General features: G+C 61.4%; 18 protein-coding genes. 13 read left to right on the plus strand and 5 right to left on the minus strand.

What is annotated here, in order from left to right:
• Positions 1 to 289: 289 nt before the first annotated feature.
• From coxB to rnhA, 11 genes are all read left to right on the plus strand, one after another.
• The gene (gene coxB, locus AC3WTO_RS02605) at positions 290 to 1,156 is read left to right on the plus strand and encodes a cytochrome c oxidase subunit II (RefSeq protein WP_492459120.1); all 867 of its coding nucleotides are present in this window, start codon (positions 290 to 292) and stop codon (positions 1,154 to 1,156) included.
• A gap of 38 nt (positions 1,157 to 1,194) precedes the next feature.
• The gene (gene ctaD / locus AC3WTO_RS02610) at positions 1,195 to 2,844 is read left to right on the plus strand and encodes a cytochrome c oxidase subunit I (RefSeq protein WP_492459121.1); all 1,650 of its coding nucleotides are present in this window, start codon (positions 1,195 to 1,197) and stop codon (positions 2,842 to 2,844) included.
• Positions 2,845 to 2,921: 77 nt separating this feature from the next.
• Positions 2,922 to 3,866: a heme o synthase gene (locus AC3WTO_RS02615; protein ID WP_492459122.1), complete on the plus strand. Its 945-nt coding sequence runs from the start codon at positions 2,922 to 2,924 to the stop codon at positions 3,864 to 3,866.
• Complete coding sequence (locus AC3WTO_RS02620) at positions 3,863 to 4,033, plus strand: cytochrome c oxidase system small membrane protein (protein WP_492459123.1); 171 nt, start codon at positions 3,863 to 3,865, stop codon at positions 4,031 to 4,033. The genes AC3WTO_RS02615 and AC3WTO_RS02620 overlap by 4 nt, the downstream gene beginning before the upstream one ends.
• An 8-nt stretch (positions 4,034 to 4,041) precedes the next feature.
• Positions 4,042 to 4,671, plus strand: coding sequence for a cytochrome c oxidase assembly protein (locus tag AC3WTO_RS02625; protein ID WP_492459124.1), 630 nt, complete (start codon positions 4,042 to 4,044; stop codon positions 4,669 to 4,671).
• Between the two features lies 1 nt (position 4,672).
• On the plus strand, positions 4,673 to 5,560 hold the full coding sequence (locus tag AC3WTO_RS02630) for a cytochrome c oxidase subunit 3 (RefSeq protein WP_492459125.1): 888 nt from the start codon (positions 4,673 to 4,675) through the stop codon (positions 5,558 to 5,560).
• A gap of 105 nt (positions 5,561 to 5,665) precedes the next feature.
• On the plus strand, positions 5,666 to 6,052 hold the full coding sequence (locus AC3WTO_RS02635; protein ID WP_492459126.1) for a DUF983 domain-containing protein: 387 nt from the start codon (positions 5,666 to 5,668) through the stop codon (positions 6,050 to 6,052).
• Complete coding sequence (locus AC3WTO_RS02640) at positions 6,049 to 6,801, plus strand: SURF1 family protein (RefSeq protein WP_492459127.1); 753 nt, start codon at positions 6,049 to 6,051, stop codon at positions 6,799 to 6,801. The genes AC3WTO_RS02635 and AC3WTO_RS02640 overlap by 4 nt, the downstream gene beginning before the upstream one ends.
• Before the next feature lie 185 nt (positions 6,802 to 6,986).
• Positions 6,987 to 7,997 carry a 4-hydroxy-3-methylbut-2-enyl diphosphate reductase gene (ispH, locus tag AC3WTO_RS02645; protein ID WP_492459128.1) on the plus strand — a complete coding sequence of 337 codons (1,011 nt, stop codon included), beginning with the start codon at positions 6,987 to 6,989 and terminating at the stop codon, positions 7,995 to 7,997.
• Complete coding sequence (locus AC3WTO_RS02650; RefSeq protein WP_492459129.1) at positions 7,997 to 8,959, plus strand: homoserine kinase; 963 nt, start codon at positions 7,997 to 7,999, stop codon at positions 8,957 to 8,959. The genes ispH and AC3WTO_RS02650 overlap by 1 nt, the downstream gene beginning before the upstream one ends.
• On the plus strand, positions 8,956 to 9,519 hold the full coding sequence (rnhA, locus tag AC3WTO_RS02655) for a ribonuclease HI (protein WP_492459130.1): 564 nt from the start codon (positions 8,956 to 8,958) through the stop codon (positions 9,517 to 9,519). Before AC3WTO_RS02650 ends, rnhA begins: the two co-directional genes overlap by 4 nt.
• Positions 9,520 to 9,581: 62 nt before the next feature.
• On the opposite strand, the gene AC3WTO_RS02660 is transcribed toward rnhA, so the two are convergent.
• Positions 9,582 to 10,754, minus strand: coding sequence for a mandelate racemase/muconate lactonizing enzyme family protein (locus AC3WTO_RS02660; RefSeq protein ID WP_492459131.1), 1,173 nt, complete (start codon positions 10,752 to 10,754; stop codon positions 9,582 to 9,584).
• 68 nt (positions 10,755 to 10,822) lie between these two features.
• A complete protein-coding gene (locus AC3WTO_RS02665) occupies positions 10,823 to 12,436 on the minus strand; it encodes an amidohydrolase (protein ID WP_492459132.1) in 1,614 nt (537 codons plus the stop codon).
• Positions 12,437 to 12,643: 207 nt separating this feature from the next.
• Here AC3WTO_RS02665 and AC3WTO_RS02670 point away from each other — a divergent pair, with 207 nt between their 5' ends.
• Positions 12,644 to 13,903, plus strand: coding sequence for an MFS transporter (locus tag AC3WTO_RS02670; RefSeq protein ID WP_492459133.1), 1,260 nt, complete (start codon positions 12,644 to 12,646; stop codon positions 13,901 to 13,903).
• Here AC3WTO_RS02670 and AC3WTO_RS02675 read toward each other — a convergent pair.
• The 3 genes from AC3WTO_RS02675 to AC3WTO_RS02685 form a co-directional block, all read right to left on the minus strand.
• Positions 13,888 to 14,466 (minus strand): TetR/AcrR family transcriptional regulator, encoded by a 579-nt coding sequence (locus AC3WTO_RS02675; RefSeq protein ID WP_492459134.1) that lies wholly within the window; start codon positions 14,464 to 14,466, stop codon positions 13,888 to 13,890. The two genes, AC3WTO_RS02670 and AC3WTO_RS02675, sit on opposite strands and share 16 nt — an antisense overlap.
• A gap of 232 nt (positions 14,467 to 14,698) precedes the next feature.
• The gene (locus AC3WTO_RS02680; RefSeq protein WP_492459135.1) at positions 14,699 to 15,184 is read right to left on the minus strand and encodes a peroxiredoxin; all 486 of its coding nucleotides are present in this window, start codon (positions 15,182 to 15,184) and stop codon (positions 14,699 to 14,701) included.
• Between the two features lie 90 nt (positions 15,185 to 15,274).
• Positions 15,275 to 16,120 carry a protein-disulfide reductase DsbD domain-containing protein gene (locus AC3WTO_RS02685; RefSeq protein ID WP_492459136.1) on the minus strand — a complete coding sequence of 282 codons (846 nt, stop codon included), beginning with the start codon at positions 16,118 to 16,120 and terminating at the stop codon, positions 15,275 to 15,277.
• Positions 16,121 to 16,336: 216 nt separating this feature from the next.
• Here AC3WTO_RS02685 and AC3WTO_RS02690 point away from each other — a divergent pair, with 216 nt between their 5' ends.
• Positions 16,337 to 16,945 carry a YqgE/AlgH family protein gene (locus AC3WTO_RS02690; RefSeq protein ID WP_492459137.1) on the plus strand — a complete coding sequence of 203 codons (609 nt, stop codon included), beginning with the start codon at positions 16,337 to 16,339 and terminating at the stop codon, positions 16,943 to 16,945.
• Positions 16,946 to 17,073 lie beyond the last annotated feature (128 nt).

The following is a 17,073-nucleotide window of genomic DNA, read 5'->3' on the forward strand; positions in this document are numbered from 1 at the left end:
TTTCAACTGCGGCAACAATACGATTTTCCAGCGCAAATAGCGCAATTCGCTGCGATTGTCTCTCCTGTGGTCACACGACAGTCGCCGGATTGGCATGCCGCCTGTGTATGCGGCTGCCGTCAATCAAGGCGCGCGCAAAAATGCCGCATGGTTTTACCCGCTCCTTTCTTGCGGCGGGAAAGAGAGTATGGTTTGAACCAATCTGGACCGTCCGGGATTCCCTGTCCCGGCGTTATATCGTATTCCTGCCACCTGATCGCAGGACGGGGACTGGGAGATGAAGAGGGCGATGAAGAAGTTTCTTGCTGGCTTTGGTGCCGCATCGATGGTTTTCGCCGGGTCTGCCGCCCAGGCCGCGCAACCGCAGCCGTGGGAGATGACGTTCCAGCCGGCCGCGACCGCAATCATGAGTCAGATCACCTGGTTCGAGCGTTATACGCTCTGGTTCATCGTGCCGATCACGCTGTTCGTGCTCTTCCTGCTGGCCTGGTGCATTCTCAAGTTCCGTGCGAGCGTCAATCCGACGCCGTCGAAGACCAGCCACAACACGCTGATCGAGGTGGCCTGGACGCTGGGGCCGGTTCTGGTGCTGCTGGCGATCGCTGTGCCGTCGTTCCAGCTGCTGACTGCGCAGTACAGCCCGCCGGAAGAGCCAAAGCTCACCGTCAAGGCCACCGGCAATCAGTGGAACTGGGACTATGAGTATCAGTTCGAGCAGCCGTTCTCCTTCAACTCGGCCATTCTGGCGGATGCCGACCGTGCCGGTCTCGGCAAGGAAGACAAGGGTAAGTATCCGCGTCTTCTTGCTGTAGACAACGAACTGGTCGTGCCGGCCGGTGTCGTCGTGCGCGTCCTCGTGACCGGCGCCGACGTGATCCATGCCTATGCCGTGCCGGCATTCGGCATCAAGGTCGATGCCGTTCCGGGTCGTATCAACGAGACCTGGTTCAAGGCCGAGAAGGAAGGCCTCTATTACGGCCAGTGCTCGGAACTGTGCGGCAAGGACCATGCCTTTATGCCGATCGCCGTGCGCGTCGTGTCGGAAAAACAATATGATACTTGGCTGGCTGCGGCCAAGACCGACCTCCCTGGTGCCAACAAGGCGCTGATGGCTGAGGTCGATGGTACCAACAAGGTTGCGTCCGCCGGCAACTGATGCCGCGGTCGAAACAAGGATAGGGAACGGAGCGGAACATGGCGCAGGCAGCGGCTCACGACGATCACGACCACAAGCCTAAAGGCTGGGTCCGCTGGGTCTACTCGACCAACCACAAGGACATCGGCACGCTGTACCTGATCTTCGCGATCATGGCGGGCATCATCGGCGGCTTCCTGTCGATCATGATGCGTTGGGAACTTGCCGAGCCGGGCATCCAGATTTTCCCGGGTCTTGCGTCCATGGTCTACGGCGTCAACGGCGATGCCGCGCTCGATGCCGGCAAGTCGATGTTCAACGCCTTCACCACCGCGCACGCCCTGATCATGATCTTCTTCATGGTCATGCCGGCGCTGATCGGCGGTTTCGCCAACTGGATGGTGCCGATCATGATCGGCGCGCCGGACATGGCGTTCCCGCGCATGAACAACATCTCGTTCTGGTTGCTGCCGCCGGCCTTCATCCTGCTGCTCACCTCGATGTTCGTGCCGAGCGCGCCGGGCGCCTACGGTGTCGGCGGTGGCTGGACGATCTATCCGCCGATGTCGACTTCCGGCCAGCCTGGGCCGGCCATGGACCTGGCGATCCTGTCGATCCACATCGCCGGTGCTTCGTCGATCCTCGGTGCCATCAACTTCATCACCACCATCTTCAACATGCGCGCTCCTGGCATGACGCTGCACAAGATGCCGCTGTTTGCCTGGTCGGTTCTGGTCACCGCCTTCCTGCTGCTGCTTTCGCTGCCGGTCCTGGCTGGCGCCATCACCATGCTGCTCACCGACCGTAACTTCGGCACCTCCTTCTTTGTGCCCGAGAACGGTGGCGATCCGATCCTGTTCCAGCACCTGTTCTGGTTCTTCGGTCACCCTGAGGTGTACATCCTGATCCTGCCGGGCTTCGGCATCGTCAGCCATATCATCGCGACCTTCTCGCGCAAGCCGGTGTTCGGTTATCTCGGCATGGCCTATGCCATGGTCGCGATCGGTGCCGTTGGCTTCGTCGTGTGGGCGCACCACATGTACACCACCGGTATCTCGCTCAACACACAGCGCTATTTCGTGTTCGCCACGATGGTCATCGCGGTGCCGACCGGCATCAAGATCTTCTCTTGGATCGCCACCATGTGGGGCGGTTCGATCTCCTTCCGCACTCCGATGCTCTGGGCGGTCGGCTTCATCTTCCTGTTCACCGTCGGTGGTGTCACCGGCGTCCAACTGGCGAACGCCGGTCTCGACCGTTCGCTGCAGGACACCTATTACGTCGTCGCGCACTTCCACTACGTGCTGTCGCTCGGCGCTGTCTTCGCGATCTTCGCCGGCTGGTACTACTGGTTCCCAAAGATGACCGGCTACATGTATTCGCCGTTCATCGCGCGTTCCCATTTCTGGATCATGTTCATCGGCGTGAACCTGGTATTCTTCCCACAGCACTTCCTTGGTCTGTCGGGTATGCCGCGCCGCTACATCGACTATCCGGATGCGTTCGCGGGCTGGAACTATGTCTCGTCGATCGGTTCCTACATCTCCGGCTTCAGCGTCCTGATCTTCCTCTACGGCGTCTTCGAGGCCTTCCGGAAGAAGCGCGTCGCTGGTGCCAATCCTTGGGGAGAGGGTGCCACCACGCTGGAATGGCAGCTGCCTTCGCCGCCGCCTTACCACCAGTGGGAACAGCTGCCCAAGGTCAAGTAAGGCAGCCCTGCAAGTTCGAAACCGCCGGCACGGCCGGCGGTTTTGGCCAAACGGAATGAGTGGACTTCAAGTACGCAATGGCCCTGGTTGACAATTCACACATGGAGCAAGTCGGCTTCCGCATGTCGGAAGCGACAGCGGGCGACTACTTTGCGCTGCTCAAGCCGCGTGTGATGTCGCTGGTGGTCTTCACGGCCTTTGTCGGCCTGGTGGCGGCTCCCGTCACCATCAACCCGTTGATCGCGGTCATCGCCATCCTCGCGATTGCCATCGGCGCCGGCGCGTCTGGCGCGCTCAACATGTGGTACGACGCCGATATCGATGCGGTCATGACCCGCACCGCCAGCCGACCGGTTCCATCCGGCCGCGTTTTGCCTGGCGAAGCTCTGAGCTTCGGCCTGGTGCTCTCGGCACTGTCGGTGATGACGATCGGCGTACTGGTCAACTGGCTGTCTGCGGCGCTCCTTGCCTTCACCATCTTTTTCTATGCCGTCATCTACACGATGTGGCTGAAGCGCTGGACACCGCAGAACATTGTCATCGGTGGTGCCGCGGGTGCCTTCCCCCCCGTGATCGGCTGGGCGGCTGCGACCGGCACGGTCAGCCTGGAAAGCATCATCCTCTTCCTCATCATCTTCCTGTGGACGCCGCCGCACTTCTGGGCGCTGGCACTGTTCAAGTCGGGTGACTATGAGCGCGCCGGTATTCCCATGATGCCGAACGTCGCTGGCGAGGCTTCGACGCGCCGTCAGATTTTTGCCTATGCCGTCATCCTGGCGCCGATCGGCGTGCTGCCCTGGATGCTGGGCTATACATCGGCGATCTATGGTGTTCCGGCCGTGCTCCTGGGTGCTGGTTTCGTCTGGTATTCCTGGGGTGTTCTGCGCATGCCCGACAGCGATCGTGTCATGAAGCCGGCAAAGGGGCTGTTCGGTTATTCGCTGCTTTATCTGTTCGCCATCTTCGCCGCTTATCTTGCCGATAGCGTTGTTGCCCGCGTTCTGGTTCTGGGTGGGGCATGAGTTTGATGGATGAAAAGCTCGAACTGGTCACGCTGACCGAACGCCAGAAGAAGGCGCGGCGCAGCCGCTCCGTCGCGATCGCGGTGGCGCTCGGCGTGCTGGTTGTCATCTTCTACGTTGCGACGATCGTGAAGTTCGGCGCTCCCCTCATCAACCGGCCGATGTGAGGCTGATGATGGAGCTGGAAAAAACCGTCGCTGAGCAAAAGAAACGCAAGACCAACCTGGCTGTCGCCGGAGGTTGCGTAGCGTTCTTCAGCGCCATGGTCGGCATGGCCTACGCGGCGGTGCCGCTGTACGCGATGTTCTGTCAGGTCACCGGTTACGGTGGCACGACACAGCGCGCCACCCAGTATTCCAACCGTGTTCTCGACCGCGAAATCACCGTTCGTTTCGACGCGAACACAGCTGGCGTTCCTTGGGACTTCGAGCCGGTACAGCGCGAAGTCACCATCAAGCTCGGTGAAACCAAGCAGGTCGCCTACAAGGCCACGAACAAGTTCAGCACGCCGACCACCGGTCGCGCGACGTTCAATGTGACGCCGGAACTGGCCGGCGCCTACTTCAACAAGGTGGAATGTTTCTGTTTCACCAACCAGACGCTGAAGGCGGGTGAGACGGTCGACATGCCGATCGTCTTCTACGTCGATCCGGACATTCTCAAGGTGCCGGAAATGAAGAACATCAAAACCATCACGCTTTCCTACACCATGTTCCTGGCCGATAAGAACAAGCCGGTTGCGGCCGTGGGTACCCAGGAAAGCGGCAAGGCAATTTCCAATACCGAAGCAAATCTCGGGGGATGACATGGCTGACGGACACGCCAAACCAAACCACGACTACCACATCATCGACCCGAGCCCGTGGCCCTTCCTGGGTTCCGTCGGCGCCCTGGTCATGGCGTTCGGTGGCGTTTTCTACATGCAGTACCTGAAGGGTACGCCGTTCCACCTCTTCGGTGTGGACGTTGCCAAGGCACATTTCTGGGTGCTTCTGATCGGCTTGCTGATCGTGCTCTACACCATGTTCGCCTGGTGGTCGGACACCATCAAGGAAGCGCATGAGGGACACCACACCAAGGTGGTTTCGCTCCACCTGCGCTACGGCATGATCATGTTCATCGCCTCCGAGGTGATGTTCTTCGTTGCCTGGTTCTGGGCCTATTTCGACGCCAGCCTGTTCCCCAACGAGGCGATCCAGGCTGCACGCACCACCTTCACCGGCGGTGTCTGGCCGCCCAAGGGCATGGAAGTGCTGGATCCGTTCCACCTGCCGCTCTACAACACCATCATCCTGCTGCTGTCGGGCACGACGGTGACCTGGGCGCACCATTCGCTGATCCATGGCGACCGCAAGGGTCTCATCAACGGCCTGGTGCTGACGGTCGGTCTCGGCCTGCTCTTCACGATGGTGCAGGCCTACGAGTACATCCACGCTCCGTTCGGCTTCAAGGATTCCATCTACGGCGCCACCTTCTTCATGGCGACCGGTTTCCATGGTTTCCACGTCATCATCGGCACCATCTTCCTGCTGGTCTGCCTTGTCCGTGCGATGAAGGGCGACTTCACGCCGAAGCAGCATTTCGGCTTCGAGGCGGCTGCCTGGTACTGGCACTTCGTCGACGTGGTCTGGCTGTTCCTGTTCGCCTCGATCTATGTCTGGGGTTCGGCAGGCGCGGTCATCGAAGGCCACTGATCGATCCGAATTCGAGTTCAGTGAAAGGCGGCTGCGGCAACGTGGCCGCCTCTTTCTTTTTGGGGGACGTTCAACTCGCTTCCGAAAGGTTCTAGAAAGATTGGCATGAACGAAGACAAGGCGATCTGGCCGCCAATCGATCCGATCCAGGCTGGCCTCAAAGGGCGGTGCCCGCGCTGCGGAGAAGGACGCCTGTTTTCGGGTTTCCTGACGGTCGGCAAGCGCTGCTACAATTGCGGTCTCGACTATTCCTACGCCGATGCCGGCGACGGCCCGGCAGTTTTTGTCATTCTCATCATCGGCTTCATCGTCGTGGGTCTGGCGCTGTGGCTTGAGGTCACCTTCGCGCCGCCGCTATGGGTGCATTTCCTGCTATGGGTTCCCCTGGCGCTGGTCCTGTGCCTCACGGCGCTGCGGCTGATAAAAGGCGTCCTTCTTACGTTGCAGTATCGCCACAAGGCGGCCGAGGGCCGACTGGACCAGCCGCAATGACCGCAGCTTCACATCCTGTTCGCGGGGGCGCTCCGCGCAAGGCACTGGCGCTTGGTCTCGGCCTGCTCGTTTTCATCGTGCTGATTGGTCTTGGCACCTGGCAGGTCGAGCGGCTGGCATGGAAAGAAGGGCTGGTCGAGACGATCGACCGGCGCATGAATGCCACTCCTCTGCCATTGGCGGAAGTTGAGAAGCAGTACACTGCCTCCAGCGATGTCGACTATGTTGCTGTGACGCTGAACGGTACCTTCCTGCATGCGGGCGAACGTTACTTCTTCACCACCTGGGATGGCCAGACAGGCTACAGCGTCTACACGCCGTTGAAGCTGACTGACGGACGCTTCGTCTTCGTCAATCGAGGTTTCGTGCCCTACGAGATGAAGGATCCGGCCAAGCGCGCGGCGGGCGAAGTCTCGGGTGAGGTCGCGCTCACCGGGCTTGCCCGCAATCCCTTGAGCGGCAAACCATCGATGATGGTTCCAGACAACGACCTGGCCAAAAACATCTTCTACTGGAAGGATCGCGATGCCATGGCTGCCACGGCAGGCCTCCCTGCCGGCGCTGTGGTGCTGCCTTTCTTCGTCGATGCCGGCAAGGCACCCAATCCCGGCGGTTTGCCGGTTGGCGGCACCACCATGGTGGACCTCCCCAACAACCATCTGCAATATGCGCTGACCTGGTATGGTCTCGCTGCAGCACTCGTCGGTGTCGTTGCAGTCTGGTTGCGCAAGAACCGAAGGGCGGCTTGAGAGTCCGTTCGCGCCATTCCGCGCCCTTGACAGACAGGGGTGGCGGACATCATGTCCGCACTGGAGCGCCGCATGGCCATTCGGACGCGCAAAGGATGCTCCAGCACTTTGGTCCGGCGCATTGTGCTTTCTGAAAATCGATTTCGATTTTCGGGCCGATGCGCGTGTCCAGACGATAGGAAAGCATGTTGAACAAAGCCGTCAAACCGCCGCTCACGATCAGGCTCTGCCAGCCGCGAGGTTTCTGCGCCGGCGTCGACCGTGCCATCCAGATCGTCGTGCTGGCGCTGAAGAAGTATGGCGCGCCCGTCTATGTCCGCCACGAGATCGTGCACAACCGCTACGTGGTCGAGGGACTGCAGAACCTCGGTGCTGTCTTCATCGAAGAGCTCTCCGAGATCCCGGAGGAGCATAAGCAATCCCCGGTGGTTTTCTCCGCGCATGGCGTGCCGAAGTCGGTGCCCGCGGATGCCGTTGCTCGCAATCTCTTTTATCTCGACGCCACTTGTCCGCTGGTCTCCAAGGTGCACAAGCAGGCCATGCGCCACCAGCGGCTGGGCCGCCATGTGCTTCTGATCGGCCATGCCGGCCACCCCGAAGTGATCGGCACGATGGGACAGCTGCCCGACGGTGCAGTCACATTGATCGAAACGGAAGCCGATGCAGCGTCGTTTCAGCCGGCTAATCCCGAGGCGCTAGGCTTTGTCACCCAGACGACGCTCTCGGTGGAAGACACCGCCGGCATCATCCGGGCTCTGGAGGAACGTTTCCCTGCCTTGCAGGCGGCGGCGGCCGAATCGATCTGCTACGCAACGACCAATCGGCAGGATGCCGTGAAGGAGACTGCGCCGGGCTGCGACCTCTATCTGGTTGTCGGGGCACCGAATTCTTCGAACTCGCGCCGTCTTGTTGAAGTGGCGGAGCGCGCGGGTGCTGCGATGTCGCTTCTCGTGCAGCGCGCTTCCGAAATTCCGTGGAATGACATCGGCTCGATACAGACGCTCGGCCTCTCCGCTGGGGCCTCGGCGCCTGAGATAATCGTCGACGAGATCATCAATGCCTTCCGCCAGCGTTTCGACGTTTCGGTCGAACTGGCAGTGACGGCCACGGAAACGGAGGATTTCCCGGTGATGCGGGTGCTGCGCGATGTCGAACTGACCCCGGCCGACATGGCCTTCGTGAACGGGACCGTGTGATGGCGGTCTATACTGATGTGGGTGAGGGCGAGCTTGCGGCTTTCCTGAAGGAGTATTCGGTCGGCGACCTGCTCTCTTACAAGGGCATCGCCGAAGGCACCGAAAACTCCAACTTTCTGCTGCACACGACGGCAGGCTCCTTCATCCTGACACTCTATGAAAAGCGGGTGGAAAAGGCCGACCTGCCATTCTTCCTCGGGCTGATGGCTCACCTCGCCAACAAGGGCATTTCATGCCCGTTGCCCGTGCAGCGCCACGACGGATCGATGATCGGCACGCTGGCTGGCAGGTCCGCGGTCATCATCACCTTTCTGGAAGGCATGTGGCTGCGCAAACCGGGTGTCACGCACTGCCGTGAAGTTGGCAAGGCACTGGCCGCCATGCATCTGGCCAGCGCCGATTTTACCATGCATCGCGCCAACGCGCTGGCAATCGACGGCTGGCGCAAGCTCTGGGAGGCTTCGCGCGCCCGCGCCGACGAAGTTGAGCCCGGGCTTGCCGCCGAGGTCGACGCGGATTTCGCCGATTTCGAGCGCAACTGGCCGCAAGGTCTGCCGACCGGCATCATCCATGCCGATCTCTTCCCGGACAATGTCTTCTTCCTCGGCGAGAAACTGTCGGGCCTGATCGACTTCTATTTCGCCTGCGACGATTTCTACGCCTACGATCTCGCCACCTGCCTCAATGCCTGGTGCTTCGAGAAGGATTTCTCCTTCAACTTGACCAAGGGAACGGCGCTGCTGGCTGGGTACCAGAGCGTGCGGCCGCTCGATGCGGCAGAGCGGGAGGCGCTGCCGATGCTGGCGCGCGGCTCTGCACTGCGCTTCATGCTGACGCGTCTCTACGACTGGCTGACCGTTCCCGACGGCGGCCTTGTCATCAAGCGTGATCCAACCGAATACATCCGCCGCATGCGCTTCCACCGCGCCATCGGCTCAGCTTCCGAGTATGGCCTGAAATGAAGCATGTCGAGGTTTTCACCGATGGAGCCTGCTCCGGCAATCCGGGACCGGGCGGCTGGGGCGCCATATTGCGCTTCAACGGCAAGACCAAGGAGCTGTCGGGTGGTGAGGCGGATACCACCAACAACCGCATGGAGCTGCTCGCGGCAATCTCCGGACTGAATGCCCTGAAGGAAGCCTGCAAGGTCGATCTTCACACCGACAGCAAATATGTCATGGACGGCATCTCCAAGTGGATCCATGGCTGGAAGCGCAACGGCTGGAAGACCGCTGACAAGAAGCCGGTCAAGAATGGCGAGCTTTGGCAGGCCCTGGACGAAGCCAACCGGCGGCACGATGTGGCCTGGCACTGGGTCAAGGGGCACGCCGGTCATCCCGAAAACGAGCGTGCTGACGAACTGGCCCGCGAGGGCATGGCGCCTTTCAAGAAGTCGGGTTCCGCAACGGCGAGCTCCGCGCGCCCTCCCAGGGGCGATGCGCCGGCGAAGCCGAGCGCAGCGAAACCCAGCGCCGCGAAGCCCAGCGCCCCGAAGCCCCGCCGGTCGTCGCAGAGTTACTGAAACCCCAGAGGCCCCCACGGTGGAAACGGCTTCTCTTTGTTGCTCCCCGTTTCTGGGACACATCAGGCTTTCAGTGTGATCCAGTCTGCTCTGGCGAAACGATCCACAGCTGCTTCGTCCAGCGTCACGCCCCAGCCTGGGCCGTCCGGTACCGCTGCCGATCCGCCGTCATAGTCGATGCTTTCCTGGATCAGGCTGTGCTCAAGCATCAGGTGGCCCTGCAATTCGGTGGCGTGGCGGATGTTGGCCGCGCGCGCGGCGTGCAGGTGCAGCAGCATCGCACTGCCGATGCCGCCGCACTGGTTGTGCAACACGACGTCCAGTCCGCGCGCCGCGGCATAGTCGATCGCACGCAATGCCCCGGTCATGCCGCCGGGTCGCTCGGCATTCAGTCCGAAACAGCGGACGCCGCCCATCTCAGCCAAAGTTACGATATCACGCAGGCCGAACGCACCTTCATGCGCCATCAGCGGCACGCTGGTGCGAGACTGCACCCAGGCCATGCCGGCGAAATCGTCGGCGCGCACCGGCTGCTCGGCGAAATCGATGCCATAAGGCGCGATCGCTTCGATCGCCGCCAGAGCCTCGTTGGGTGCGTAGGCCTGATTGTAGTCGACGCGCAAACCGGCATCCGGTCCGATCAGGTCGCGCACGGCTGATATGATCGCCACGTCACGCGTGCGCCCGTCTCCCAGTTTGCAGCGGAAGGAACGGATGCCTGCGCCAAGCGCCATGCGTGTGATTTCCAGGATGGTCGGCACGTCGGTAAGGGGCATCACCAGGCTGAGCGGAACACGGTCGATCTGGCGTCCGCCGCAAAGGTCATGGACAGGCCGGCCGACGCTGCGCGCCACCACGTCGTGCAGCGCCATGTCCAGCAAGCCTTTGGCCATTTCGTTGCGGGCGACGTTGTTGTCGAATTTGCCCTGAATGGCGCCGATCTCGAAGGCGGAATGTCCCAGAACGAAGCGGGCAAGGTGCCGTTCGATCACATCAGCCATCAGTTGCGGCGACACGCCGCTCTCGACCAGCCAGACATAGCTTTCGCCCAGGCCGACGACGCCGTTTTCCGTCGTCATGCGGCAGACCAGGAAATCGCCGCCCAGCCAGTGATCCTCCACCTTCAGGCCCATCGCGACCTTGCCGCTGCCGCCTTGCAGATGCGCACGCACCATTTCCGTGAACGGCACGAAGACAGGGCGCAGTTCGATCTTCACGATCGGATCATGTTGCATGTGGATTTCCTTTTTCGAGATCGAGCTTTGCGCCGCTGATATTCAGCGAACGTTTTGGCCCTGCTGCGTCAGCCCTGGACACCAATCAGGTCATGAACGAAGCGGCCCCGGATCATCGTCGCCATGACCGACAGCGTCCCGATATCCTGGGCCGGGATCGACAGGGGATCGCGGTCGAGGATGACGAGATCGGCCAGCTTCCCCGCATCCAGCGAGCCCTTGTCGTTCTCCTCGAACTGCAGGCGGGCCGCATTCGCCGTGTACATGTCCAGCGCCTCGCGAACCGATACGCCCTGTTGCGGATGAAAACCGCCGCGGTTCACCGCAAAGTCGATCGCGGCGATCACGTCGGTATCTTCGATCGGCGCGTCCGAGGATCCGGCCAGCGTGATGCCTGCGTCGAGGAAATCACGGAACGGATAGACGTTTCCTGTGCGCTCTTCGCCCAGCCGTGTGGGCAGCCATGCCATTTCAGACCTGATGAACAATGGCTGGGAGCAGATATGCAGCCCGATACGGGCGATGCGGGCGACCAGCTCGGCATCGGCGATCGAGGCGTGTTCGATACGGTGGCGATGATCCTCGCGCGGATGCTCTGCCAGCAGGCGTTCGAACAGCTGAACGCAATTGGCGATGCCGCGGTCGCCGATGGCATGAACGCAGATCTGATACCCGGCAAGATGCGCGGCTTCCATCCGCCGATAGATCTCATCTTCCGGCAATGTCATGTAGCCATGGGTGCAACTGCGATCGCTGTAAGGCAGGTTCATGCAGGCGGTGCACGAGCCGAAGGTTCCATCGGCGAAGATCTTGATCGCGCGCGCTTTGGTGCCGCGCCGGGGATCGTTGAGAGCCGTGCTGGCCAGTGCCTCGACGCCTGCCAGTGTGCGGCCGATGACGATGGCGTAGATCGACTGTGCGACGAGTTCCGGCAAGGCGAGTGCGATGAAGCTCTCCAGCCGCCCGGCCTCTCCCGCCGGTCCTTCGTCGTCGCTCTGCAGCATCGCCCCGATCGAGGTAATGCCGGACCGCGCCAGCCGCGCGAATACCTCTCCCATCGCGTCCAACATGCGGTTGGGGGCAGGTATTGGCGTCTTTGCCTGAACCAGACCTACGGCTTTTTCGAAGAAACGGCCGTCCGGCTGACCGGAAGCGTCACGGCCGATTGTGCCGCCCGCGGGATCCGATGCCAGTTCGCTTGCCGACAACATTGCCAGCACGACCGAATTGACGACGACGCCATGGCCGTCGCGGCCATAGATCAGGACAGGCCGATCGGGGAACCACTGGTCCAGAAGCATCACGTCGAGCACTACGCCCGCAGGCAGGTGATTGCTCTCGAACTGGACACCGATCAACCACTCGTCCACGGCGAGCCGCGCTTGCTGCGCACGCAGCCGCTCACTGACCGTAGCCATGTCGTGTGCGCCGCTGAGATCGGCCGACATGGCGAAGAAGATCATTGGCATTGGGTGCAGGTGCCCATCGATGAAACCCGGGACAATGGCGCGCCCGGCCAGATTGATCTCCTGCGGCACCAGGCCTGCGTCCTGCGTGCGGCGTCGCGCATCGGCCAGTGATCCGACAAAGTCGATCCGGTCGCCAATGACGAGCAGACTTTCGGGAGCGCGGTCACCCTGTGCAGGCAGGATTGCCCCGCCGTGAAACAAGAACTCTTCCATTCGTTCCGACTCCAATCGATTCCGCCAGTTGAAAACAGAATGGCGCAGGAGCCAGAGTCTGTCTATAGTGATTATTATACATATCTCTGGGAGGGGAGCGTGGAGGCAGTGGCGAAACGACTGTGGTACGGCATTCCGCCTGCGGGCTGGTGGTGGGCCAGCTTGGATTGGGCGCGAGGGCCATTTTACTATCTTATTGTAATATATGTGTATTCTACCTACTTCGCGCAGTCCGTAGTCGGCGATCCGGTGCGCGGGCAGGCATTGTTCAGCACGACGCAGATGATCTCCGGCTTCGCAATGGCGATGATCGCGCCTTTCCTCGGCAGCTACATGGATCGCGGGGGCAGAAAGAAGCCGGTGCTGGCCGCGCTGATGCTGGCGATGGCGCTGTCCTGCGTCGGGTTGAGTTCCATCCACCCGGAAACGCCGTACGCAATTCCGCTGGTCATGACGCTGCTGGCGCTGGCTGGGTGCTGCTTTTCAGTGTCCGAGCTGTTCCAGAATGCGCTGCTCGGGGTTGCAGGCACGAAGAGCCAGGTTTCGATCATTTCCGGACTCGGGTTGGCGTTGAGCAGTGCGGCGTCGGTGCTGTTGCTGCTCGGGGTACTCTATTTCACGCGCTATCCACCGGCCGGGCTGGCAGAAGTCGATGTCGCACGCCTGTCGGGCATCGTCTGTGCAATCTGGATCGCGGTCTTCGTATGGCCGTTCCTCTGCTTCATGACGGACCGCCCCGGGGCGGCGGGACGCTGGCGTGGGGTCAGCCCCTTTCCCCGCGATATCCGGCTCATCGCCACCGTTCGCGCGCTGTTTGCGGAATGGCCGCAGATCATGCGCTTCCTGATCGCGCGCATGGTCTTCATGGACGGGCTGATCGCGCTGTTTGCGATTACGGCCGTCTACACGTCGGGGACGTTGGGATGGACGCGTTCGGAAAACGCCGCGATGGGCATAATCGTGACGATTGCGGCGGTGGGCGGCGGATTGGCAGCCGGCTTGCTCGATCGGCGGTTGGGCCCACGCAATGCGATCATGACCGAATTGCTGGCGATCACCGCGCTGTTTCTGTTCCAGATTTCGATCAGTCGCGATGCGATCCTGTTCGGGCTGGTGCCAATCGCCGCGCAGGCCTCGGAGAGGTTGATGTTCGCGGAGACCACCGACGTCATCTTCCTCATCAGTGCTATCCCGATGGGCGGGATGATCGTGGCTGCCTTTGCGTCCTGCCGGTCGCTGCTGGTGATGCTCACTCCGCCGGATCGGCTTGGCCAGTTCTTCGGCATCTATGCGATGACGAGTACCATCACCGTCTGGCTGGGACCGGCGCTGGTGGCGCTGGCGACCGCGCTGAGCGGCAGCCAGCGCATCGGGTTCGGCAGCCTTGTTGTCTTGTTCGTGATTGGCTGTGCCCTGATGCTGCGTGTCGGCGTGGCGACGCCGGCGATAGATCAGAACAGTTCGTAAAGCCGGACATGCGTCTCCACCGTCAGGCGCAGTACCTCTTCCTGGTTTGCGAAGTCGGTCTCGAACAGCATCTCGATCGCGGCGTAGAGATATTCCAGCGCTACCCGGGCCGGCACGATGAGATCGTCCGGCCCTTTGCTCAATCCCTGTTCATGGAGGTAGCCGGAAATCAGCCGCGCTATGTCGGCATGCGCGCGCAACCGGACGTCGCGCAGGTCGGGCAGGGCCCGCAGCGATACCAGCAAGGCATAGCCGCCGCGGAAAGCCCGCGTGCTGGCGAAGGCTTCATGTACGGTGCGTTCACAAGCCTTGCGGAAGTCCGCTGGTCCTCCGATGACCAGGCCGGTGTCGCGCCGGATGACTTCATGCTGTGCCAGCATCATCCGTTCGCCCAGTTCGCGAAGCAGCGCCTGCTTGTTCACGAAATAATGGTAGAAGGTCGGTGGCGTCACACCGGCGCGCTCGACCACCGCATTCGAGGTGAATGCCGCCAACCCTTCTTCAGCCAGAATATCCTGTGCTGCGCCGATCAGGCGTTCCCGGGCATTTGTTTTTCTGGCCATCTGCTTCCTCTGCCCCAAAGTTCTGCTTTGCGAAAGAGGGAGCCGCGAGGACGTTCAGCAAAAGCGCGTGGAGGCTTTCCGTCCGAGATTGCGTAAAAACAAGGAGTTGGAGCGTTTTCACGGGTGGCGCGAAAAACGGAACGTTCTGAAGATCTGCGCGGGATGCGTTGCCGAAATTGACCGGCCTGCCTGCGGCGATTGCCTCGGGGCAGGCCGGTCGTCGATGGGATTTTTAGAGTTGTTCGAGCAGCTTGGCGGCGCTGGAATCGACGGCCTGGCCGGGGTTGCCTTCGATGTTGAGGGCCGTCACCTTGCCGTCTTCGACGATCATCGAAAAGCGCTTGGAACGCAGGCCGAGCCCGTTGGCGCTGAGGTCGATGTCGAGGCCGACAGCTTTGGCGAAATCACCGCTGCCATCCGCAAGGAACAGGATCTTGCCTTCACCGCCGGTGAAGCGTGCCCAGGCGCCCATCACGAACGGGTCGTTGACCGCCACCACTGCGATCTGGTCGACACCGCGCGACAGGATGGCATCGCGGTTCTCGAGGTAGCCGGGAAGGTGGTTATTGTTGCAGGTCGGTGTGAATGCACCCGGAACGCCGAACAGCACCACCTTCTTGCCGGAAAACACTTCCGTGCCGGTCAGCGCCTTGGCGCCGTCATCGGTCATGGTCTTGAAGGTGATCTCAGGCAGCTTTTCACCAACGGCAATGGTCATGGCAGTCCTCTTGGTCTGGGAAAGAAAGGAAGAGCGCAAAGCGATAGCGCCTTCCGCGCCGCCTCGCAATGCGGCCAAGTCCGGCGATTGTCACGGATAGGGCAATAGACCTTCAACCGCCCCGGACGGAGTGGTCAGCGTGTAGGGCAAGCCATCGCCCTGCACTGCCTTGCCGGGTCTCGCCAGGATCGGAAACGAAAACACGGGCTTGCCGTTCTTTTCCGCGCGCGCCGGCGCACCGAACAGATAACCCTGCTCGCCGGCGACGAAGAGGTCGATACCTTTGGTGCCACCCGGTGCGGTCACCTCCACAAGAAGCTTGTCCTTTTCTCCAGGCAGAGTCTGTGCGCCAAAGGCCTCGCTCGATTTCTGCGGCAAGGCGGCCAATGCCGCTTTCACCAGTTCGGCATCCTCGGCATTGCCTGCATCTTCGGTCGGGTCGACCCGCAATTGCGCCTGCAGGGGAATGCAGATCGTCTGGCAGATACCGAGAAAGACGCCGGCATCGATGACTGCGCTTTCCCGGGGCTTTGCCAGCGTGAATCTTACCGGCAGCGCGACCGTTCGATCGTAGCCGGCCCAGCCGCCATAACCGTCATCGTGCCGCCCGGGGGCAGGGTAGGACAGCTCGACCCCGGCGATGTTGGTTGCCTTGGCGACATCGATCTGCGGCGGTACGCCGCTCGCACCGGGGTCGCGCCAATAGGTCTTCCAGCCAGGTTTCAGTTCGATATGAAGCGCACCTGTCAGCTGTCCGGCGGCGTCGGGCGTGCCGGTGGTGACCAGCCGAACGCGGCCGCCTTCACTGTCTGCCCAGGTGGATGACGAGGCCGCGGCCGGCAGGCTGCTGGCGATGAGTGCGGCGAGGCCAAGGGCGCTTCCGATTTTCGCGGAAACGCGAAAACGCTCTAATTCTTTTTCTTTGTTCTCACGCAATTCCGGACGGGAAACCGCTGCGTGCTTTTCCCGGAATTGGTCTGGCGAAAATCTCAAACGATCCATGACGCTGATTTGAGGGGGCCAATGCGGTGGCGCAACCGCTTTCGTTGGATGTCGCCCATCATTTTTGCGTGAGACCTGCGCATTAAGGGCGTTCGCGAATTGAACCAATGGCATCTTTCAAGCGTGCCGGAAACGCGTTACCCTTCGGGCATGGACCTTTTACGCCACAAAAATGCGGCCGGTAAAAGCGGCTTTCTCGACGACCAGTTCCTCGTCGCCATGCCTGGCATGAAGGACGAGCGGTTCGCGCGGTCGGTCATCTACATCTGCGCCCACTCGGACGAGGGAGCGATGGGGTTGATCATCAACCAGACCCAGCAGATGCTGTTTCCCGATCTTCTGGTGCAACTCGGCATCATGAACGAGCAGGAGGCGATCCGCCTGCCGCAGCAGACCCGTGACTTCATCGTGCGCAATGGGGGGCCGGTCGACCGCAGCCGCGGTTTCGTCCTGCACACGGGCGACTATCGTGTCGAATCCTCTCTGCCGGTGTCCGAGGATATTTGCCTCACTGCCACGGTCGATATCCTGCGCGCCATTTCCGCGGGGCGCGGACCGCGCCAGGCGCTGATGACACTTGGCTATTCCGGTTGGGGTGCTGGCCAGCTCGAAAGCGAGATCGCTGAAAATGGCTGGCTGACCTGCCCGGCGACACCCGAGTTGCTTTTCGATCCAGACATCGAAGGCAAGTACGACCGGGCACTCGCCTCGATCGGCATCGACCTTGCGCGTTTCAGCCAGGCTGCCGGCCACGCCTGAGCTTTCACATAGCAGATTCGCGCATCCCGCCGTTTGGACACTTCAGTCTATGGGGCTAGCCGGTGTACGGGGAGAAAGACGTGGAGGCTATTCCAACGGTCATTCTATATGACCGTTGGAGCACGCGA

This window comes from Mesorhizobium sp. EU05-FHT14A09 (assembly GCF_058790995.1).